Origin of the sequence: Xanthobacter sp. SG618 (genome assembly GCF_012932745.1) — a bacterium.
Classification (GTDB): Bacteria; Pseudomonadota; Alphaproteobacteria; order Rhizobiales; family Xanthobacteraceae; genus Xanthobacter; species Xanthobacter flavus.
In genome coordinates, this window is sequence record NZ_JABBHL010000005.1 from 208102 (window position 1) to 227659 (window position 19558).

At 69.0% G+C, this 19558-nt stretch carries 21 protein-coding genes; 11 read left to right on the top strand and 10 right to left on the bottom strand.

Annotation, left to right across the window (positions count from 1 at the left end):
- Nucleotides 1-177: 177 nt before the first annotated feature.
- Both FHT36_RS15475 and FHT36_RS15480 read right to left on the bottom strand, forming a co-directional pair.
- Nucleotides 178-480, bottom strand: coding sequence for a hypothetical protein (locus tag FHT36_RS15475; RefSeq protein WP_169123388.1), 303 nt, complete (start codon nucleotides 478-480; stop codon nucleotides 178-180).
- A gap of 162 nt (nucleotides 481-642) precedes the next feature.
- Nucleotides 643-1272 carry an arylesterase gene (locus FHT36_RS15480; protein ID WP_348644476.1) on the bottom strand — a complete coding sequence of 210 codons (630 nt, stop codon included), beginning with the start codon at nucleotides 1270-1272 and terminating at the stop codon, nucleotides 643-645.
- A 94-nt stretch (nucleotides 1273-1366) separates the two neighbouring features.
- Here FHT36_RS15480 and FHT36_RS15485 point away from each other — a divergent pair, with 94 nt between their 5' ends.
- The 11 genes from FHT36_RS15485 (at nucleotide 1367) to FHT36_RS15535 (ending at nucleotide 11494) form a co-directional block, all read left to right on the top strand.
- Nucleotides 1367-2086: an ABC transporter ATP-binding protein gene (locus FHT36_RS15485; protein WP_169123390.1), complete on the top strand. Its 720-nt coding sequence runs from the start codon at nucleotides 1367-1369 to the stop codon at nucleotides 2084-2086.
- Nucleotides 2083-4629, top strand: a complete 2547-nt coding sequence (locus tag FHT36_RS15490; RefSeq protein WP_169123391.1) for an ABC transporter permease — start codon at nucleotides 2083-2085, stop codon at nucleotides 4627-4629. The genes FHT36_RS15485 and FHT36_RS15490 overlap by 4 nt, the downstream gene beginning before the upstream one ends.
- 191 nt (nucleotides 4630-4820) lie before the next feature.
- Complete coding sequence (locus FHT36_RS15495; protein WP_169123392.1) at nucleotides 4821-5321, top strand: Spy/CpxP family protein refolding chaperone; 501 nt, start codon at nucleotides 4821-4823, stop codon at nucleotides 5319-5321.
- Entirely contained in the window at nucleotides 5321-5632 is a 312-nt protein-coding gene (locus tag FHT36_RS24565) for a GCG_CRPN prefix-to-repeats domain-containing protein (protein WP_237355007.1), read from the top strand. The genes FHT36_RS15495 and FHT36_RS24565 overlap by 1 nt, the downstream gene beginning before the upstream one ends.
- A gap of 111 nt (nucleotides 5633-5743) precedes the next feature.
- Nucleotides 5744-6001, top strand: coding sequence for a GCG_CRPN prefix-to-repeats domain-containing protein (locus tag FHT36_RS15505; RefSeq protein ID WP_169123393.1), 258 nt, complete (start codon nucleotides 5744-5746; stop codon nucleotides 5999-6001).
- Nucleotides 6002-6131: 130 nt separating this feature from the next.
- Complete coding sequence (locus FHT36_RS15510) at nucleotides 6132-7475, top strand: DUF3422 family protein (protein WP_169123394.1); 1344 nt, start codon at nucleotides 6132-6134, stop codon at nucleotides 7473-7475.
- A gap of 35 nt (nucleotides 7476-7510) precedes the next feature.
- Nucleotides 7511-8341, top strand: a complete 831-nt coding sequence (locus FHT36_RS15515) for an alpha/beta hydrolase (protein ID WP_169123395.1) — start codon at nucleotides 7511-7513, stop codon at nucleotides 8339-8341.
- A gap of 31 nt (nucleotides 8342-8372) precedes the next feature.
- A complete protein-coding gene (locus tag FHT36_RS15520; protein WP_169123396.1) occupies nucleotides 8373-9011 on the top strand; it encodes an MBL fold metallo-hydrolase in 639 nt (212 codons plus the stop codon).
- Nucleotides 9012-9044: 33 nt separating this feature from the next.
- Entirely contained in the window at nucleotides 9045-9752 is a 708-nt protein-coding gene (locus tag FHT36_RS15525) for a DUF1045 domain-containing protein (RefSeq protein WP_169123397.1), read from the top strand.
- Complete coding sequence (locus FHT36_RS15530; protein ID WP_169123398.1) at nucleotides 9749-10363, top strand: chloramphenicol acetyltransferase; 615 nt, start codon at nucleotides 9749-9751, stop codon at nucleotides 10361-10363. Before FHT36_RS15525 ends, FHT36_RS15530 begins: the two co-directional genes overlap by 4 nt.
- Before the next feature lie 78 nt (nucleotides 10364-10441).
- Nucleotides 10442-11494 (top strand): SIS domain-containing protein, encoded by a 1053-nt coding sequence (locus FHT36_RS15535; RefSeq protein WP_246702255.1) that lies wholly within the window; start codon nucleotides 10442-10444, stop codon nucleotides 11492-11494.
- 62 nt (nucleotides 11495-11556) lie between these two features.
- On the opposite strand, the gene FHT36_RS15540 is transcribed toward FHT36_RS15535, so the two are convergent.
- The 8 genes from FHT36_RS15540 to FHT36_RS15575 all read right to left on the bottom strand — a co-directional run bounded on the left by FHT36_RS15540 (nucleotide 11557) and on the right by FHT36_RS15575 (nucleotide 19557).
- Nucleotides 11557-12336: an N-acetylmuramoyl-L-alanine amidase gene (locus FHT36_RS15540; RefSeq protein WP_169123399.1), complete on the bottom strand. Its 780-nt coding sequence runs from the start codon at nucleotides 12334-12336 to the stop codon at nucleotides 11557-11559.
- Nucleotides 12336-13040: a molecular chaperone DjiA gene (locus FHT36_RS15545; RefSeq protein WP_169123400.1), complete on the bottom strand. Its 705-nt coding sequence runs from the start codon at nucleotides 13038-13040 to the stop codon at nucleotides 12336-12338. The genes FHT36_RS15540 and FHT36_RS15545 overlap by 1 nt, the downstream gene beginning before the upstream one ends.
- Before the next feature lie 101 nt (nucleotides 13041-13141).
- Nucleotides 13142-13990 carry a quinoprotein dehydrogenase-associated SoxYZ-like carrier gene (locus tag FHT36_RS15550; protein ID WP_169123401.1) on the bottom strand — a complete coding sequence of 283 codons (849 nt, stop codon included), beginning with the start codon at nucleotides 13988-13990 and terminating at the stop codon, nucleotides 13142-13144.
- A gap of 142 nt (nucleotides 13991-14132) precedes the next feature.
- Complete coding sequence (locus FHT36_RS15555) at nucleotides 14133-14747, bottom strand: PQQ-dependent catabolism-associated CXXCW motif protein (protein ID WP_348644478.1); 615 nt, start codon at nucleotides 14745-14747, stop codon at nucleotides 14133-14135.
- Complete coding sequence (locus FHT36_RS15560) at nucleotides 14744-15637, bottom strand: substrate-binding domain-containing protein (RefSeq protein WP_169123402.1); 894 nt, start codon at nucleotides 15635-15637, stop codon at nucleotides 14744-14746. The genes FHT36_RS15555 and FHT36_RS15560 overlap by 4 nt, the downstream gene beginning before the upstream one ends.
- On the bottom strand, nucleotides 15609-16151 hold the full coding sequence (locus FHT36_RS15565; protein ID WP_169123403.1) for a c-type cytochrome, methanol metabolism-related: 543 nt from the start codon (nucleotides 16149-16151) through the stop codon (nucleotides 15609-15611). Before FHT36_RS15565 ends, FHT36_RS15560 begins: the two co-directional genes overlap by 29 nt.
- A gap of 276 nt (nucleotides 16152-16427) precedes the next feature.
- Entirely contained in the window at nucleotides 16428-18233 is a 1806-nt protein-coding gene (gene xoxF5, locus FHT36_RS15570) for a lanthanide-dependent methanol dehydrogenase XoxF5 (RefSeq protein ID WP_169123404.1), read from the bottom strand.
- A 349-nt stretch (nucleotides 18234-18582) separates the two neighbouring features.
- On the bottom strand, nucleotides 18583-19557 hold the full coding sequence (locus FHT36_RS15575; protein WP_169123405.1) for a quinoprotein relay system zinc metallohydrolase 2: 975 nt from the start codon (nucleotides 19555-19557) through the stop codon (nucleotides 18583-18585).
- Nucleotide 19558 lies beyond the last annotated feature (1 nt).

Here is a 19558-nt window from a genome sequence, read left to right on the forward strand (position 1 = left end):
CCCCGGCGTGTCCGGGGCCTTACTCGCCCGCCGTCTCCGGCGTGCTGCCGGACTGAAGCGCAGGGCGATGCTTCAGGGTCCGTTAACCCTGTTTCATGTGAAACGGCCGCTCCGGAAATCGGGGCGGCCGTTTGCTTTTGTGCCGGAAAATCGCTGAGGGCGGCGCCCTCGGGGGCGTCAGTCGTGGCTCTGAAGGCCGTCGTGGACCTCGAACACCACGTTGCCCTGCCGCCAGGCGAACGGGGCGCCGGGGTCCTGCACCTTGATCTCGCTCTGGGGAATGAGCTTGTCGCAGAGCATCACCAGGATGTCCTCGATCGGGGCGGTGGTGTCGTTCTCCTCGGTCATGCGATCGATGGAGATCTCGCCGCCTTCCACGCCGTCGTCCTCGATGTGGACGATGAAGATCTCTTCGTGGCCGTGGATGCCGTGGGCGGTGACGCGGAACGTTTCTCCCTGATACTCAAATTCCCGGACCATTGTTCATTCTCACTGCTGTCATTGAAAAATACGCTGGGACGCAACGGTACTGGCGGGGAGACCCCAAAAAACGGCGAAATCTAGAATCGTGACTATGGATTGGTCAAGGCCTGATCGGCCTAGGTCAAACTGATCAAATATTGAGCAACAGACCGGTGCCCGTTATCGCGCCGCCGTTTCGCGGGCACGCACCACCAGTTGCTCCGCCATGGGCAGGATGCCGGAGACGATGCGGTCCACGCCTTCCGGCGTGGGATGGAGCCCGTCCGGCAGGTTCAGGGCCCGGTCGCCCGCTATGCCTTCTAGAAAGAAGGGATAGAGCAGCACGCCCTCGGCTTCGGCGATGTCCGGGAAGATCTTGTCGAACGCCTCGCGGTAGGGCCGGCCCATGTTGGGCGCCGCCTTCATCCCGGCGAGGAGCACGGTGATGCCGCGCTTGCGCAGCCGCTGGACGATCTCGGTGAGCGCCTTGCGCGTTACGGCGGGATCGAGCCCGCGCAGCATGTCGTTGGCGCCCAGCTCCACGATCACCGCGTCCGTGCCCTGCGGCACCGACCAGTCGAGGCGGGCGAGGCCCTGGCTCGCCGTCTCGCCGGAGACGCCGGCATTCTCCACCTTCACGTCCAGCCCCTTCGCCCTGAGCGCGGCTTCCAGCCGGGCCGGGAAGGCGGCGGTGCGCGGAATGCCGTAGCCGGCGGTCAGGCTGTCGCCGAAGGCGACGATGCGCAGCGTCGCCGCCTCGGCCCCTGACGCGAACGTGAAGACGAGGAAAGCGGCGATCAGCCCCGTCACCGCCTTAAATGATAGGTCCCATGGGGCAACCGGCAGGTCCCTCTTTCGTCCCTGCCCAATCCAACGCAGCACCGGACGCACGGCAAACCCTGGCATGGACGATATTTCCTCTCCGCTTCGCACCATCGAGCTGAAGCATGTGGACCTTTCCCTCGGCACGGGGGCGGCCCGGGTTCATGTCCTGAAGGACATCTCTGTCGAGATCGGGGCAGGCGAGGCCGTGGGCCTCGTCGGTCCATCGGGGTCCGGCAAATCGACGCTGCTCATGGTCATGGCGGGGCTGGAGCGGGTGGATTCGGGGCAGGTGAACGTCGCCGGCACGGATATCACCCGCCTCGGCGAGGATCGGCTGGCGCGCTTCCGTGGCCGGCATGTGGGCATCGTCTTCCAGTCCTTCCACCTCATCCCGACCATGACGGCGCTGGAGAACGTCGCGGTGCCGCTGGAACTCGCCGGCCGCACCGACGCCTTCGACCGCGCCCGGCAGGAACTCGCCAATGTGGGTCTTGCCGAGCGCGCGCAGCATTATCCTGGCCAGCTTTCCGGCGGCGAGCAGCAGCGCGTGGCCCTGGCCCGTGCCCTCGCCCCCGAACCGCCCATCCTTGTCGCCGACGAGCCCACCGGCAATCTGGACGAAGCCACCGGCCGGCAGGTCATGGACCTCATCTTCTCCGTCCACCGGGCGCGCGGCACGACGCTGGTGCTCGTCACCCACGATGCGGCACTCGCCCGCCGGTGCAGCCGGGTGCTGCGCCTGCGCTCGGGGGTGATCGAGGAGGACAGCAAGTCCGGCCTCGAGGTGGCCGCCCGATGAGCCTCGCCACCTCGCGGCTTCCCGTGCCGCTGCGCCTCGCCCTGCGTGAACTGCGCGGCGCGCGGCGGGGCTTCGGCATCTTCCTCGGCTGCCTCGTGCTGGGCGTCGCCGCCATCGCCGGCATCGGCTCCTTCGCCGGGGCGCTCACCCAGGGTCTGGAGCGGGAAGGGCGCGCCATTCTCGGCGGCGACGCCGGCTTCAGCGTCGTGCAGCGGGAGATGACCGCCGAAGAGCGCGCCAGCCTCGACCGCTACGGCACGCTCGGTTCCGTCGCCCTGCTGCGGGCCATGGCCCGGACCGAAGCGGGCGACGCCTCCCTCGCCGAGCTGAAGGCAGTGGACGGCACCTATCCCCTCGTCGGCTCGGTCGGCCTCGATCCGCCCATGCCCGTCGCCGATGCGCTGAAGGAGAAGAACGGCGTGTTCGGCGCCGCCGCCGATCCTGTGCTGCTCGGCCGGCTCGGCGTGAAGACCGGGGACCGCATCCGGGTGGGCGATGCCACGCTTGAGATCCGCGCCGCGCTCGCGAGCGAGCCGGACAAGCTGTCCTCCGGCGTCGGCCTCGGCGCCCGTCTCCTCATCTCCCAGGCGGCGCTCCCGGCCACCGGCCTCATCCAGCCCGGCAGTCTCGTGCGCTGGAGCTACCGGCTGCTGCTGGACAATGCCGCCCCGGAAAACCTGAAGGCGGTGATGGAGGAAGTGCGCGAGCCCATGGGCCGCGCCGGTTTTGAGGTGCGCACCCGCGACGGCGCGACGCCCCAGCTTGCGCGCAATGTGGGGCGCATCAGCCAGTTCCTCACCCTTGTGGCCCTCACCGCACTGCTGGTGGGCGGCGTGGGCGTCGCCAATGCGGTGTCGAGCCATCTCGCCGGCAAGCTGGAGGTGATCGCCACCCTGAAGGCCGTGGGCGCCACCCGCCGCGACGTGTTCCTCACCTATGGCGCGGAAATCGGCCTCATCGCCGCCTTCGGCATCGTGCTCGGCCTGATGCTGGGCGCGGCGCTCCCCTTCGCCGCCACCGCCGCCATCGGGGCGCTGGTGCCCTTCCCGCTCGATCCGAAGATCGACGGAGCGGCGCTGGCGCGTGCGGCGCTCTATGGGCTGGTGGTTGCCGCCGTGTTCTCGGTGATCCCGCTGGCGCGGGCGCAGGAGGCGCGGGTTTCGGCTCTGTTCCGGGACGGCATCGGCGAGATGCGGCGGCGCATTTCGCTGCCCTATCTGCTGCTTGTCGGCGGCCTCGGGACGGCGCTGGTGGTGCTCGCCCTTTTCACCTCCGACGACAAGCGGGCCGCCGCCATCTTCCTCGCCGCGGCCGCCGCCGTGTTCGTGCTGCTGCGGCTGGTCGCCTCCGGCCTCATGGCCCTCGCTCGGCGGGCGCCCCGCCCGCGCGGCGCGGCGGCGCGGCTCGCGCTCGGCAACATCCACCGGCCCGGTGCGCTCACGCCGTCGGTCGTGCTCTCGCTGGGGCTGGGCCTGTCCCTGCTGGTGGGCATCTCGCTGGTGGACGCGAGCCTCAATCGCGAGCTGAACGGACCCGTGCGCGAGAGTGCGCCGAGCTTCTTCTTCGTGGACGTGCCGAACAGCGAGGAGGCCGAATTCCGCACCTTCCTCGCGGAGCAGGCGCCGGGGGCGGTGGTGAAGTCCGTGCCCATGCTGCGCGGGCGGATCACCCATGTGAAGGACATTCCCGCCGAGGAGGTGAAGCCCCGCCCCGACGCCGCCTGGGTGTTGCAGAGCGACCGCGGCATCTCCTCCTCCGCCACCGTGCCCGAGGGCTCCACCGTGGTCGCCGGGACATGGTGGACGGGAGACGAGACCGAGCCTCTCGTTTCCTTCGACAGCGAACTGGCCGCCGGCCTCGGCCTCAAGCTCGGCGACACGGTGACGGTGAGCGTACTGGGCCGCAGCGTCACCGCCCGCATCGCCAATCTCCGGCAGGTGAAGTGGGAGCGGCTCGGCATCAATTTCGTCATGGTGTTCTCGCCCGCGACCTTCGCCGGCGCGCCCTATACGGTGCTCGCAACCCTTGCCTTCCCGGATGGCGGCGACACTGCACGGGAGATCGCGCTGCTGAAAGCCATGGCGGCGCGCTTCCCCGCCATCACCACGGTGCGGGTGAAGGAGACGCTGGAGGAGGCGCAGCGCATGCTGGACAACCTCTCCCTCGGCATTCGCGCGGCTAGCCTCGTCACCCTCATCACCTCAGTCCTGGTGCTGGCGGGGGCGCTTGCCGCCGGCCGCGAGCGGCGCATCTACGACGCGGTGATCCTGAAGACATTGGGCGCCACCCGTGGCCGCCTCACCCTTGCCTATGGTCTCGAATATGCGGGCCTTGGTCTCGCCACTGCCATCGTCGCTACGGCGGCGGGCACGGTGGCGGCGTGGGGGGTGGTGACGCAGGTGATGGACATCCCCTTCACCTTCGCACCGCTTCCCGCCTTTGGCGCGGTGGCGGCGGCGCTCGCCGTGACGCTGGTGGTCGGGCTCCTCGGCACGTTGCGGGCCCTCTCTGCTCCGCCGGCCCGGGTGCTGAGGCACCTCTAGGGAAGTATTTGACCTAACGTATTCTTCGCCGGCTCCACGAAAACTTTACCAGCGCCGGGGCAGGAATGATACGAAACTGCACCGCGCCGACGCCTTCCGCGAATCGGCGCGGCCCCGGATGCGCGCCGCTCCGGCGCGATCCCGGACAGACCGGCCGGCACTTCGCCGGACCGTACAGGGAGCAAAAGAACATGCGCTCTTTCCGTCAGTTCGCCCTCGCCTCGGCGATGGCCGTGGCCCTCGGCACGGTCTTCGCGGGCGGCATCGCTTCCGCCCAGCCGGCACCCGCCGCTCCCACCGACGCCGCGCCCTACACCGCCGAGGATGCTGCGGCCGTGCTAGATGCCCGCCTCGCCGCGCTGAAGACCGTGCTGCGCCTGACCCCCGACCAGGAAAAGCTCTGGCCGCCGGTGGAAGCCTCCATCCGCGACGCGGTGAAGGGCGCCATCGAGCGCCGCGAGAAGCGCCTCTCCGCCCCGCCCCCGGCCACCGTGCTGGACGTGCTCGGCAACGTGGCGGCCGCCGAGCAGGCGCGCGGCAAGGCGCTGGCCAATTTCGTCGAGGCGGCCAAGCCCTTCGTCGCTTCGCTGACCCCGGCCCAGCGCAACCGCATCCCCACCTTCCTCGGGGTGCATGACAACGGCCAGCAGCCCAACACGTCCGAGCTGTGGATCTTCGAGGAGGAAGAGTGATGCGCGCGCTGACCCTTCTCGCCCTCGCTGTGCCCGCGCTCGGCGCCCTCGCCGCTCCGGCCGCCGCCTTCCCTCTGCCGCAGGCGCCTCAGGTCGCGACCGTCCAGACCGTGGCCGGTGGCTGCGGCGTCGGCTTCCATCGCGGCCCATGGGGCGGCTGTCGCGGAAATGGCGCGGTCTATGTGGCCCCGCACGCGGTCGTCGTGGCGCCCCGTCCGGTCGTGGTCGCGCCCGGCCCGGTGGTGGTGGCGCCCGTGCGTCACTGCTGGTGGCGTGCCGGCCCCTACGGCTCGGTCCGCGTCTGCAACTGAGGCGCCGCTGAAGCGTTACCCCAGGGCGGCGGCTGGACCGCCGCCCTGTTCATCGCGTCGTAAAACGGCGGCGGGCACGCCGCCTTGCTCTCGGCAACAGGAGAGACATCCATGCGCAAACAGATCCTGATCGCCGCTGCCGCTGCGGGCCTTTTCGGGCTCGGCACCGGCATCGCCGCCGCCTTCCCGGCGCCCCAGCCGCTCGACCGGCTCGCGACGGTGCAGACAGTCGCCGGCGGCTGCGGCATCGGCTGGCACCGTGGCCCCTGGGGCGGCTGTCGTCCCAACTACTGGCGGCCCTATTGGGGGCCGGCGCGCTATTGCTGGTGGCGTCCCGGCCCGTGGGGCCCCGTGCGCGTCTGCCGCTGAGGCAGACCAGCTCCTCACCTTGGTGCAGGCGCACCTCTTACCGCCCGGTGCGACCACAGGGCGGCTGCCGAACGCTTGATCGGACGGCGCCGCCGTGCAAGCACGGAAAAAACGGCAGGGGAGCGCCATCATGACCAGGGGCGAGGCGGATCTCGTCATCGGCGAAGGGCGGGCGCTCGCCGCCCACCCGCTCAGGGCGGCTGTCCTGAGAGAACTGCACGCGCGGCCGTTCGTGCCGGTCTCGGCGCCGCGCCGCATGCTTCACGCCGCATTCCTGCTGGATGCCGCGGGCGCCCAGGCCGACCGTGCGGCGCTTGCCGCCCTGTGCAATGCCCGTGGCCTGCCGGCCCCGGCGCCGGGGGCGAAGTATCACCACGTCTCCTTCGGCGGCGCCGAGCTGCGCTGGGAAAGCCACGCGGAATTCTGCACCTACACCTGGGACCTGCCCTCCCTGGACCTCGCGGCGGGCGGCCTGCCGTTCCAGCCGCCGGCAACGACCCTCGCCAGCCCCTTCGGCGAGGTGCCGCAGCCCGGGCCGCTGCTGGTGGCGGTGGACCTCCACCTGTTGCGCGACACCGCCGAGGACTTCTTCCTGGAGAAGGTGTTCGACCGCTCCAGCCTCGCTCGCTCCGACGTGAGCGACGGCTTCGCGGAGATCGCCACCGACTTCATGGCCGACCCTTCCGGCTTCGTGCGCATCCTGGTGCGCGACCGCGGCCTCGGCGCCGATGCGTGCGGCGCGCTGGTGCAGCGGGTGCTGGAGATCGAGACCTACCGCACCCTCGCCCTTCTGGGACTGCCGGAGGCGCAGCGCCTCGCCCCCCAGGTGGCGCGCATCGAGCAGCGGCTGGCCGGCTCGGCCACCGAGATGATGACGGCCAAGGGCCTCACCGACAACAACCGCCTGCTGGACGAACTGGTGGCGCTCGCCGCCGAGCTTGAGGCGGGGGCCACCGCCTCGCTGTTCCGGTTCGGGGCCAGCCGGGCCTACATGGATATCGTGCGGCTGCGCCTCGCCACCATCCGCGAGATGTCGGTGCCGGGCTTTCCCACCTGGCAGCAATTCCTCGACCGCCGCATGGCACCGGCCATGCGCACCTGCTTCACGCTGGAGGAGCGGCAGGAGAAGATCGCCCAGAAGCTCGCCAACGCCGCCGACCTGCTGCGGACCCGCGTGGACGTGGAGCTGGAGCAGCAGAACCGCGACCTGCTCACCTCCATGAACGACCGCACCCGCCTGCAGCTGCGCCTGCAGCGGACCGTCGAAGGCCTGTCCGTCGCGGCGATTTCCTATTATGTCGTCAGCCTTGTGCATCACCTCGCCCAGGGCATCCACGAGAGCGGCATCGACGTGACGACGCTCGGCATCCATCTCGACGTCGGGCTGGTGACCGCCGCCGCCGTGCCGCTCGCGCTGCTGGGTGTCTGGTCCGTGGTGCGGCGCATCCGCAGCGCCCACGGCGACGGGGAGTGAGCGGTAAAATCGAGAAAGGGTTAGGGGGAGGGCCGATGGACCACGAGGTCGAATACAACAACCGCGCCCGCGTGCCGGACCACCCCGCCATTTTCGAGCGCTGGGCCCACAGCTCCGCCACCATGCGCGGCGCGGCGGTGGCGGCCGATCTCGGCGTGCCCTACGGCTCCGGCCCGCGGCAGATTCTCGACATCATCTGGCCGGGCACCGACCGGCAGGCGCCAGTGGTGCTGTTCATCCACGGCGGCTACTTCCAGTCCCTGCATCCGCGCGACTTCACCTTCGCCGCCGCTGGCTGTCTCGCCCATGGGGTGGCGATGGCGTTCGCCGGCTACGACCTCGCGCCGCTGGTGCCGGTGGGCACCATCCTCGCCCAGACGCGTGCGGCGGCCATTACGCTCTACCGCCTGGTCGGCCGGCCGCTGGTGGTGTGCGGCCATTCCGCCGGTGGTCATCTCGCCGCTGCTCTCGCCGCCACCTCCTGGCGGGAGATCGACGTGGACACGCCGGACAATCTTATCCCCTCCGGGCTCGGCATCTCCGGCGTCTATGAGCTCGAGCCGCTGATCCCCACCTCCATGAACAAGGCGCTCCGCCTTGACCAGGAAGAAGCGCGGCGCCTGTCCCCGGCCTTCTGGCCGGTGCCGGCGGGACGTAGCTTCGATGCCTTCGTCGGCGGCGCCGAGAGCGCGGAATTCCTGCGGCAGGCCCATGACCTCGCCGCCAGCTGGCGCGCCAAGGGCGTGGCCGCGCAGGCCTTCGACGTGCCCGGTGCCAACCATTTCTCCGTGGTCGATACGCTCGCCGATCCCTCCTCGCACATGGTGCGCCGGCTGGTGGAGATGGCCCGCGCCATCTCCCAGTGACCGGCACACGACACGCCAGAACGGACCCTTCATGCAGCCCATCCAGATCGCCATCGTGCCGGTCACGCCGTTCGAGCAGAACTGCTCCATCCTGTGGTGCACCAAGACCATGAAGGGCGCGGTGATCGACCCCGGCGGTGATCTCGACCGCATCCGCGCCGCCATCGCCGAGACCGGCGTGACCATCGAGAAGATCCTGCTCACCCACGGGCATGTGGACCACGCCGCCGGTGCGGCGGAACTGGCGGAGAGCCTCGGCGTGAAGGTGGAAGGCCCGGCCGCAGCGGACCAGTTCATCATCGACGACATCCCCCACATGGCCGCGAAATACGGCATCGAGGGCGCCCGCCCGGTGACGCCGGACCTCTATCTGAACGAGGGGGACACGGTGAGCGTGGGCGACGTCTCCCTCGACGTGCTGCATGTGCCCGGGCACACGCCGGGGCATCTCGTGTTCGTCCATCGCCCGGTGGGCCTCGCCATCGTCGGCGATACGCTGTTCCGGGGCTCGGTGGGGCGCACGGACTTCCCCTATGGCGACCCCGACCTCCTCATCCAGGGCATCAAGGAAAAGCTGCTGCCGCTCGGCGACAACATGGTCTGCCTGCCCGGTCATGGTCCTGTCACGAGCATCGGCGACGAGAAGGCGCACAATCCCTTCCTGCGCTGACCATCCCAGCGCCCACCCTTCAGGAGACCGCCCGTGACTGCCGCCCGGCGCTACGCCGTCTACCTCGCCCCGCCCGCCGACGGCGCCCTCTGGCGCTTCGGCTCCGCGGTGCTCGGCTATGACGCGGAGACGGGCGATGCGCCGGCCGCCCCGGACATCGCCGGATTCGACGCCGAGGCCTGGCATGCGGCGACCGCCGAGCCCCGTCGTTACGGTTTCCACGGCACGTTGAAGGCACCCTTCCGGCTCGCCGATGGGGCGAGCGAGGACGATCTGGCGCAGCTCATGGCCCTGAGCGCCGCCGGCCATCATGCCTTCGAGATGCCGCCGCTGGAGGTCCGCGCCATCGGGTCGTTCGTGGCGCTGGTGCCCGCCGTTCCCTCGCCCAAGCTCGAAGACCTCGCGCGCTCGGCGGTGCTGGAGCTGGACGGCCTGCGCGCGCCCCTCTCGGAATCAGAGATCGCGCGACGCAAGCCCGAGCGGCTCTCAGCCCGCCAGCTCGGCTATCTGGAAGCCTACGGCTATCCTTACGTCCTCGACGAATTCCGCTTCCACATGACGCTGACCGGTCCGCTGCCGGAGGCCGAGCGGGTTCAGGCGCTGAATGCGCTCACCTCCGCCTTCGCGGCCAGCGGCGCGGACGTCCCGGCCACCGTCACCGACATGGCGCTCTATGTCGAGGAGCCGGGCACGCCCCAGTTCCGGCTGGCGCGGCGGTTTCCGATGGGAGCCGCCCAGTGAAGCAGCTCGGCGAAACGCCGCTCATCGATCCCACGGCGCAGGTGCGGGCCTCCACCCTCGGCCGCTACACCGAGGTTGGTCCGCGCACCAAGCTGCTCGAAGTGGAGATGGGCGACTATTCCTACGTGGTGAACGATTCCGACATCGCCTATGCGCGCATCGGCAAGTTCTGCTCCATCGCCGCCATGACCCGCCTCAATCCCGGCAACCACCCGACGTGGCGGGCCTCCCAATCCCATTTCCTCTATCGCGCCTCCGCCTATTTCCCCAGCGAGGAAGACGAGGTGGATTTCTTCCAGTGGCGGCGCGACCAGCAGCTCACCATGGGCCATGACGTTTGGATCGGCCACGGCGCGGTGGTGCTGGCCGGCCGCAGCATCGGCACCGGGGCCGTGGTGGCGGCGGGCGCCGTGGTATCGAAGGACGTGCCGGCCTACGCCATCGTCGCCGGCGTGCCCGCGCGCATCGTGAAGTGGCGGTTTCCCGAGGACATCGCGGCCCGTCTCCAGGCGCTCGGCTGGTGGGACTGGACCCACGCGCAGTTGCGCGCTGCCCTACCGGATTTCCGCAGCCTCCCCATCGAGGCGTTCCTGGAAAAGTACGAGGGCTGAGGGCGGCGTCTTCGGGCGTCCGGATACCGCCTGCACCCGCCGCTCCCCTTCGGCGCGGAACGGTGCTAATCATCGCCGATGATGCGTTCTCCGGTGAACAAGGCTCCCACCGACGGTGATCCCGAGGGTCCCGGCGGGACCGGCCTGCCGTCCGTCCCCCATGTCCATCCCGCGTCCGTGGTTTCGGCGCTGGCAACGCTCGATGCCGAAAAGGCCGGGCTTGAAGCGCTGGCCAAGGCGATGGCCGGTCCGCTCGGCGCTGCCTTCGACGTGGCGGTGGCGACCATCCAGAATTCCCACGGCCGGGTCATCATCACCGGCATGGGCAAGAGCGGGCACGTGGCGCGCAAGATCGCCGCGACGCTCGCTTCCACCGGCACGCCGGCCCACTATGTCCACCCGGCCGAGGCCAGCCACGGCGACCTCGGCATGATCACCACCGACGACGTGATCGTCGCTTTGTCGTGGTCCGGCGAGACGGTGGAACTGCGCGACCTGGTGGAATATTCGCGCCGCTTCGATGTGCCGCTCATCGCCTTCACGTCCAATCCCACCAGCGCCCTCGCCTCTTCGGCGAGCGTGGTGCTGAACCTGCCGGTGGCGCAGGAGGCCTGCCCCCACGGGCTCGCGCCCACCACCTCTACCCTCATGCAGCTGGCGCTGGGCGATGCGCTTGCGGTGGCGCTGCTGCAGAGCCGCGGATTCACCGCGCTGGATTTCCGCCAACTCCATCCGGGCGGCAAGCTGGGCGCCAGCCTGAAGTTCGTGCGCGACGTGATGCGCGCGGGCGATGCCGTGCCGCTGGTGCAGAGCGGGACCAAGATGGGCGCGGCACTGGTGGAGATGAGTGCCAAGGGCCTCGGCTGCGTCGGCGTGTTGAGCGAGGACGGCTCACTCGCCGGTATCGTCACCGATGGCGACCTGCGCCGTCACATGGCCAACGATCTCGCCGCCCGCACGGTGGACGAGATCATGACCGCCGCCCCGCGCACGGTGCGTCCGGATCAGCTCGCCTCCGAGGCGCTGAACATCCTGAACGCCCGCAAGATCACCGCGCTTCTGGTGGTGGAGGACAGGGCGCCCGTAGGCGTGCTGCACATCCACGATCTGCTGCTCACCGGCATCGCCTGACCAACGGGCGCGCGCCCGTTCAAGCCCGCGCGGCGCTTGAGCGAAGCAATATGCCACCTCGCTCAGGCCACCGGGATCGCTCGGTCTGGTCGGGTGGCGATCAGGTTGCGAAGGGTGAGCAGGGTGGAGGCATCCGCCACCCCGTCCACCTGCGAGGGACGGAAATGACGCTGGAAGGCGGCCACCACCTCGGCGGTCGCGGCGTCATAGGCGTCGTCGAGGGCGATGCCGTAGCCGTACCAGGCCAGCATGGCCTTCAGCGCCGCCACCGGCTCCCCGTAATCGCCCGGCATAAAGAACCGCCCCCCGGTGATGTGCGCTTCCGGCACCAGATGGCCGACACCGGCCGCGTGCAAGGCCTGCCACGGAAACCGCTCGCCGGGATCACGCTTGCGCGCCGGGGCGATGTCGGAATGGGCGAGGACCCGGTCGGCGCGGATGGCGTGGCGGGCGATGATATCCTGCGACAGGGCGATCACCCGCGCGATCTGCACGTCCGGGAATGGCGGCAGGCCGAAATCGTGGCCGCCATTGACGATCTCGATGCCGATGGAGCGGGAATTGGTATCCGCGATGCCCTCCCACGAGGACAATCCCGCGTGCCACGCCCGCGCGCCTTCCGCCACCATCTGCACGACGCTGCCGTCCTCCCGGATGACATAATGGCAGGAGACCTCGGCTGCCGGCGTGCGCAGCAGCTCGATGGCGGCGTCAGCGCTCCCCATGCCCGTGTAGTGCAGTACCAGCATGTCGACGCTTGAGCGGCGCTCGCCGAAATTGGGCGAAGGCACAAGCGTGTCCACCAGCGCCGAATCGGGGGCGGAAAGGGCGGGCGCGTCCATCACAGGCCCCTCTGTCGGGCGATGGTCGAATAAGCGGCATTGAGCGCCGCGACCCGATCATTGGCGAGCTTGATGGCGGCGGGCGGCAGGCCACGGCCGGCGAGCCGGTCGGGATGGTGGGTCGAGACCAGCGCGCGCCAGTGCGCCTTCACGTCATCGTCGCTGGCGCCGGGATCGAGATCGAGGACGGCATAGGGATCGCCCGGCCGGCGCACGTGCCGCGCCTCGATGCGCTCATAGGCCAGCCCCTCGAAGCCGAGGATGCGGCCAACCTCGGAGAGGAAGACGAGCTCCTTCTCGTGCAAAGCATGGTCCGCCTTGGCCACGTGGAACAGGGCGTCCATGAGGTCTTCCCGCGTGTCCGGCGCATCGGCGAACATGTCCGCAACCTGGCGGGCGTAGGCCTCGAAGCCGGCGGTGTCCTGCTTGGCGAGATTGTAGAGCCGTGCCACCGCATCGAGATCCTCGGGCGGGATGTCGAATACCTCGCGGAAGGCCTCCACCTCCGCCGGTACCACCACGCCGTCGGCCTTGGCCATCTTGGCGGACAGGGCGATGAGGGCGATGGAGAAGGCGGCGGGCTTGGGCGCGGGGGCGAGCAGAACGCGGTCGATCACATGACCCGCCAATGCCCCGAGCAGGGCGCCGAGCGGCCCCCCCAGCGCAAATCCCACACCCGCCCCGCCGATGAGACCGTAAGCCACCTGATCCTCCGCATCCGTTGCGGCGGAGCTAGAGCAGGGATGCGGCGCCGGCAAGGCGCGGGAGGGAATGAGGAGGCGATGGAGGCCCTAAAACGTGGGGCTCAGCTCCCGTTGCCCGGGAAGGTCCGCGCGAAGATCTTGCCCTCGGTATCCTCGGCACGAACCGAGACCGGATCGGCGGAGGGGGTGAAGCTGAAGCGGAAGGTGGGGTCCTCGCTGATGGAGATGCCGCCCTCCATGGCGAAGATGAGCTTGGCGCCCTGCTTCACCTGAACCTCGCGCACGAACCAGGCCGGCGTGTAGCCGCGCGTCGCCTCGTCCATCTGCAGGCCGGAGAAATTGGGGTGGCGGATCTGCACCTGCGCCTCCGGCCGGCCGGAATCGGCAAAGGAGCGGAAGCGGATTTCGCCGAGCTTGGCGATGCTCTCCGCCGTGTCCTTGGTGGCCGGGGCGGAGCAGCCGCCCGCCGCCTTCACATAGGCCTTCGTCATGATGAGGGCGCCGTCGCTGGTCTCGGCGACCGCCCGCACCCAGCTGTAGGAATTCACCCGCACCCGCACGGAGAGGGAGAAATTGCGGATGCCGTCGCCGAAAGCGAATCGGCCGGCCACGGGGGCCGGATTTTCGTCGATGATGAGCGTCACCGCCTTCAGCGTGCGCGGATCGTCCTTGGGCAGCTCGAGGGCGAGGGTGAGCGGCACGAGGGCGGCGTCCTCCGCCCGGCCCGGCGCGTCGATCCGCACCGCATTGCCGGCGTCGGTGATCTTGGCCGAGGGGAAGATGTCGCCGCGAATGGACGACCAGGTCGCTTCCGGCTTGTCGGGGTCGGCCTGCGCGGACTGGGCGGCGGCCGGGCTGGCCAGCATCCCGGCGAGCGGCGTTGCCGCGAGCAGGGCTGCGAGCACGGCGCCCGCGGTGCCGGCGGAAGAGCGCAGGTATGAGCGCTTCATGGCGTTGCCTCCCAAAAGTCCTTCATGGCCGTTTCGGCCTTCTCGTCCACGCCGCGCCTGTCGGTGGCACGGGTTCATCGGTTCCGCCCTGGAGCGCATCTTCGTCATGCGAACCGGCATCCGTTTCGCTCGAAACTGCCCCCTAGGGGCGCGGCTCCACCGCTTCCAGTGGCAGCCCGGCCTCGCCCCAGCCGTCCACGCCGGTCGGAAACCAGGACACGTTCGTGTAGCCATAGGCGAGCGCGCGCTTGGCGGCATTCCACGACATCCAGCAATCACGCTGGCAGAAAATCACGAGCGGCGCATTCACATCGCCGCGCGTGACGGCGGAAAGGCCGGCGCGGAAATAGCCCTCGGTTTCCGCATTGAGCGCGCCGAAGCCCACATTGGGCAGCCAGACGGCGCCGGGAATGGTGGAATGGGGCTGGTCGCGCCACACGGTTCCCGCCGGGAGGCCTGCGGGTTTGGGCGGGCGTGGCAGCACATCCACGAAGGCGACTCCGCCCTTGCGCCAAAGCTCCGCCGCCGCCGCGGCATCAAGCACGCGGGCGCCGCTGAGCGTCGCCGGCACCGGAGCACGATAGGCTTCGAGCCGGTAGCCCTCGGGTTCGGTGGGTGAAGCCGCGGCCGCGGCAGGAGAGGTGGCAGGAGACGCAGCCGGCTGGGCGAGGGCGGGCGGCGCGAGCAGCGCGAACGCGCCGAGGATGGCCAGCGCGAAACGGCGCCTCCCGCCCGCGCGCTGCGCGCTCCGGCTCACTGGCCTGGCGTCCCGGAGGTCGGCACGATGGGCTGGCCGTCCTCGTCCAGAAGCGGGACGTGATAGGCGACGAGCACCTTCTCGATGTCATCGGCGCGCTTGCGCAGGACGGTGTTCAGCGTCTGCTTCCAGATGTGGTCGGTGGGACGGACGCCCATGGTGATTCGGTAGGCCAGCGCCGGGCGCGGAGCTTCCTTCACCAGCGGGATCACCTTGAGCGGCGTCGCTGACTGCGCCGCGAAATAGCCGGCCGAGGGCCCCCAGAGCAGGCCTCCGTCGATCTCGCCGGCATTGAGGCTCGCGAGCATCTCCTCGGCCGGGGAGGCATAGCGCCGGTCCACCAGCAGCGAATAGGTGTGGGCGTTGCCGATGAGCCCGAGTTCAAGGAGGTGGTCGGCGGGCGGAGTCGCGGCGATGACGCCGAGCTTCGCGGTCTTCAGCTTCGGATCGGAGAGCTGGGTCACGCCGTCGAGCGGACCGCCGGCCTTCACCACCAGCACAAACACCGATTCGTAATAGGGGTTGGTGTGCAGCACGAGGTCGGCACCGGCCACATAGCCAATGATGACGTCGCACAGGCGGCGGCCCAGCGAGTTGCGCACGAAGCCGGGTCCCTGCGGCATCAGGTAATAGCGCAGGGGCAGCTTGAGCTCGTCGGCAACGATGGCCGCGATCTTGTTCTCGAACCCTTCACCGGCGGCGTTCGAGAACGGCATATTGGCGGGATCGGCGCACACCCTGAGGGCATCCGCCGAGACCTGGTCTGGAATCTGCTGCCCACCCGCCCCCGAGGGGCTGAGCAGCAGGATGGCGGCGAGGGCTGCAGTCGCGATCGACGCCAGCAGGGGCGCGAACCGTTCCCTACTCGCCGAGGCAGGCCTTCTCGGCATCGGTGATTTCCTTCGACTTGTCGTCACGCTTGGCGGGGCGGACGCGGCCGAGCGCGTCGTCGGAGCGGGCGCGCAGATAGACGTAGAGGTCGTCCAGGTAGCACATGACGTTCTTGTTCAGGCCGAACGAGGGCATCACCCGGTCATTGCCGCCGCCGAGATTCTGGCGGCCGCCGACGACGACCTCGCTGAACTGGTCGAAATTCATGGTCTTGAGCGATTCCGCCAGCGCCGGCGCGTAGGTGGAGCCCATGCCGTCGGGGCCGTGGCAGACGTGGCACTCGGCGTGATAGCGGCGGTAGCCGGAATAGGTCAGCCAATCCACCTGGCCATCGGGCTTGATGTTGTAGGTGGGCGCGCCGTCGACGTCGTAATAGCGGCCGCCCTCCTCCTTCACCGGCTTCGGATCTGCCGGCTTGGTGGTCTCGGCGCGCGACGCGGTGCTGCCGAGGGCGAGCGAGAATGCGGCGAGGAAGAATGCGCCGGCACGGGTCAGGGGGACTGATGAAACCACACGATCTCTCCAAAACGACAGACGAAGGGCGAAGACGGCGCTCGAGGGGTTAAGCGGGTCCGTCTCCGGTTTCGCGGGAAGAGCCTTGGGGCCGTGCTCCGGGCCTCGGCCAATGGCCTTGGCGGCAGGCGACGGCGATGGGCTGCGGGCACAGGGAGCCGTTCCGGCGTTCACCGGCAAAGCGCCCTGCCCCTGGAAAAGGATCGGGCCGGCGGGGGTCTCCCCAGGCCGGCCCGAATGCGCATGCTGGATGCGCCTGGCCTTAACGGCGCCCGATCATTGCGGGATGGCGAAGACCGTCAGCTGACCGCCGAGAGCGGTGTAGTTGCTGAGGGCCGCATAACCGCCCACCGCACCGAGGCCGGCGTTCGGGTCGGTCAGACCGGCCGCGAGGCCGATGCCGGCCCAGCCGCCGACACCCGAGAGCACAGCCACGTACTGCTTGCCCTTGTGGGTGTAGGTCATGACGTTGCCGATGATGCCGGACGGGGTCTTGAACTTGTAGAGTTCCTTGCCCGTCTTGGCGTCGACCGCCTTCAGGTAGCCTTCGAGGGTGCCGTAGAACACCACGCCGCCAGCGGTGGAGAGAGCGCCGGACCACACGGAGAACTGCTCCGGGTTGGACCACACGATCTTACCCTGCTTGGCGTCCCACGCGATGAAGTTGCCCATGCCGCCATGGCTGCCGGGAGCCGGGAACATGGAGAGCGTGGCACCCACATAGGGCTGGCCGGGGGTGTAGCTGACACGGAACGGCTCGTAGTCCATGCACACATGGTTGGTGGGCACGTAGAACAGGCCGGTGTCAGGCGAGAAGGCCGCAGGCTGCTGGTCCTTGGTGCCGAGCGCCGCCGGGCAGATGCCGGTGGTGTTCACATCCTCGCCGTTCTTCTCGGTGGAATACTTGTCCACGACCAGCGGACGACCATAGGTCGGGCTGTTCTTGTCCATGTCCACCTTGGTCGCCCAGTTCACCGCCGGGTCGAACTTCTCGGCCACGAGCAGTTCGCCGGTCTTGCGATCGAGCGTGTAGCCGAAGCCATTACGGTCGAAATGCACCAGCGTCGGGCGGGTCTGTCCGCCGATCTGCTGGTCGGCGAGGATCATCTCGTTGATGCCGTCGAAGTCCCACTGGTCGTGGGGCGTCATCTGATAGACCCACTTGGCGACACCGGTGTCGGCGTCACGGGCGAAGATGGTCATGGACCACTTGTTGTCGCCCGGGCGCTGCTTCGGGTTCCAGGTCGAGGGGTTGCCCGAGCCGTAATAGATCAGGTTCAGCTGCGGGTCGTACGAATACCAGCCCCAGGTGCAGCCGCCGCCGGTCTTCCACTGGTCGCCCTGCCAGGTGGCGAGGGACGAATCCTTGCCCACGGGCTTGCCGAGTGCAGTGGTCTTCTCGTCGAACAGGATCTGGCTGTCCGGGCCGACGGAATAGGCGCGCCACGCCTGCTTGCCGGTGTTGATGTCGTAGGCGGTGACGTGGCACTGCACGCCGAACTCGCCGCCGGAGATGCCCACGAGGACCTTGTCCTTCACCGGCATCACGGTGGCGGTGTTGGTCTCGCCCTTCTTGGGATCGCCGTTCACCACGGACCAGGCCACCTTGCCGGTCTTGGCGTCGAGCGCCACGACCTTGGTGTCGGCCTGATGCAGGAACACCTTGCCGTCGGCATAAGCGAGACCGCGGTTCACCGTATCGCAGCACATCACCGGAATGACGGTGGGATCCTGCTTCGGCTCGTACTTCCAGATGATCTTGCCTTCGTTGTTGAGGTCGAGGGCATAGACGATGTTCGGGAAGGGCGTGTGGACATACATGATGTCGCCCACGACCAGCGGAGAACCCTCATGGCCGCGCAGCACGCCGGTCGAGAACGTCCAGGAGACCTGGAGCTTGTTCACGTTGTCCGTCGTGATCTGCTTGAGCTTGGAATGGCGGGTGTTGGCGTAGTCGCCGGTCTGGAGAACCCACTGGTTGGGGTCCTGGGTAAGCTTGAGAACACTGTCATTCGCGCTGGCGGGCGCGCCGAAAAATGCGGTTGCCGCCGCCGTGGCGGTCAAAACCAAAAGACGTCTCATCCGGGCTTCCTCCGATGGATGCGGGTCCGCCTCCACGCGCATGTGGAGCGGGAAACGCACTGAGCGTTTGTTTTCGCCTTGGGGGACTCCATCTACTTCGGCAGCGTGTCACGACCGGCGTGATGCCCTGAAGCCTTGCGGTGACAAGTGCGTCCCGCAGGCCTGCGAACCAACCCCGCGTTCCCCGCACGGAGCTGTTGAAGCCGAAGCTGTGAGGAACGTAAGCAATGTTTTCGCCCAAGGCAATACGCCAAATGTCCGGTTGACGAGGCGATTTGTACTGCATGCGCGAAGTTGCGTTGGGTAATATTGCGGCGCAGCAATATTCGCACTCGGCGAACCCTCCCGCTTATTCCCACTCGAGTTCGTGGTAGGCGGACGTCGCGTTGCGGGCGTTGAAGTCGTCGAACAGCTTCCAGTCGGGCGCTTCCTCGCGGCCGGCCGCGCGGGCCGCCTCGGCCATGGTGCCGCCGGCCTTGACCGTGGCACGCACGTCGGCGACGAGGCGTTTGAGATAGCGCTCGGTGGGTGCCGCAGCGTCCGGCCAGGGGGCGGAGGCGGGGCCATGGCCCGGCACCACCCGAGCCGCAGGCCGGCGCTTCATCTCCTCCAGGATCGCGATCCAGCCCAGGGCCTTGCCGTCGAGGGCGGGGACGTGGCCAAGGAAGAGGAGATCGCCGAGGAACCACGTGCTCGTCTTTTCGTCGAACACGGTCAGGTCGGTGGCGGTATGGGCCGTCCGCCAAGCTTCGAGGCGCAGCGGGCGCTCCCCGAGATCGATGGTCCGCACCGTGTCCACCGTCTCGTCGGGCAGGATCACCCGCGTGCCCTCGGCCGCCGCCGGCCCGATCAGGCGCTCGGTGGCGGAGAGGTAGGAGGCGGCGCGGGCGGAGAGCGCTTCCGGCAGGTTGTGATGGCCGATGAAGGTCACGCCCGGCCCCACGAACGCGGCATCGCCGAGCACGTGATCCGGGTGCATGTGGGTATTGATGACGTAGCGGATCGGCAGCGCCGTGCGCGCGCGGATGGCCGCCTTCAGCGCCTCCCCCGCTGCCTTGCTGCCGCCGGTGTCGATCACCGCCACCGCATCCCTGCCGATGACGAAGCCGGCATTGCCGACGAAGCCGAGATTCTTCGGCAATGCAAGGGCATAGGGCGCCTGGTGGACGAAAACCCCGGGGGCGACCTCGCTCACGGCGAGCGGCTCCGGCTGCGCTTGCGCCGCTGCCGGAATCGCGCCGGCCAGCAGCACCGCGAGAGCCAGACCTGCGGTGACGCGCTGCACCGTCCGGGGTTCGCAGCCGTGGGCTCCGGAACGCTCCATC

What these genes read in the sequence shown, in the direction of transcription:
- FHT36_RS15475 (WP_169123388.1), bottom strand. Translation starts at nt 480, where the DNA reads ATGGTCCGGGAATTTGAGTATCAGGGAGAAACGTTCCGCGTCACCGCC.
- FHT36_RS15485 (WP_169123390.1), top strand. Translation starts at nt 1,367, where the DNA reads ATGGACGATATTTCCTCTCCGCTTCGCACCATCGAGCTGAAGCATGTG.
- FHT36_RS15490 (WP_169123391.1), top strand. Translation starts at nt 2,083, where the DNA reads ATGAGCCTCGCCACCTCGCGGCTTCCCGTGCCGCTGCGCCTCGCCCTG.
- FHT36_RS15495 (WP_169123392.1), top strand. Translation starts at nt 4,821, where the DNA reads ATGCGCTCTTTCCGTCAGTTCGCCCTCGCCTCGGCGATGGCCGTGGCC.
- FHT36_RS24565 (WP_237355007.1), top strand. Translation starts at nt 5,321, where the DNA reads ATGCGCGCGCTGACCCTTCTCGCCCTCGCTGTGCCCGCGCTCGGCGCC.
- FHT36_RS15505 (WP_169123393.1), top strand. Translation starts at nt 5,744, where the DNA reads ATGCGCAAACAGATCCTGATCGCCGCTGCCGCTGCGGGCCTTTTCGGG.
- FHT36_RS15510 (WP_169123394.1), top strand. Translation starts at nt 6,132, where the DNA reads ATGACCAGGGGCGAGGCGGATCTCGTCATCGGCGAAGGGCGGGCGCTC.
- FHT36_RS15515 (WP_169123395.1), top strand. Translation starts at nt 7,511, where the DNA reads ATGGACCACGAGGTCGAATACAACAACCGCGCCCGCGTGCCGGACCAC.
- FHT36_RS15520 (WP_169123396.1), top strand. Translation starts at nt 8,373, where the DNA reads ATGCAGCCCATCCAGATCGCCATCGTGCCGGTCACGCCGTTCGAGCAG.
- FHT36_RS15535 (WP_246702255.1), top strand. Translation starts at nt 10,442, where the DNA reads ATGATGCGTTCTCCGGTGAACAAGGCTCCCACCGACGGTGATCCCGAG.
- FHT36_RS15540 (WP_169123399.1), bottom strand. Translation starts at nt 12,336, where the DNA reads ATGGACGCGCCCGCCCTTTCCGCCCCCGATTCGGCGCTGGTGGACACG.
- FHT36_RS15550 (WP_169123401.1), bottom strand. Translation starts at nt 13,990, where the DNA reads ATGAAGCGCTCATACCTGCGCTCTTCCGCCGGCACCGCGGGCGCCGTG.
- FHT36_RS15560 (WP_169123402.1), bottom strand. Translation starts at nt 15,637, where the DNA reads ATGCCGAGAAGGCCTGCCTCGGCGAGTAGGGAACGGTTCGCGCCCCTG.
- xoxF5 (WP_169123404.1), bottom strand. Translation starts at nt 18,233, where the DNA reads ATGAGACGTCTTTTGGTTTTGACCGCCACGGCGGCGGCAACCGCATTT.
- FHT36_RS15575 (WP_169123405.1), bottom strand. Translation starts at nt 19,557, where the DNA reads ATGGAGCGTTCCGGAGCCCACGGCTGCGAACCCCGGACGGTGCAGCGC.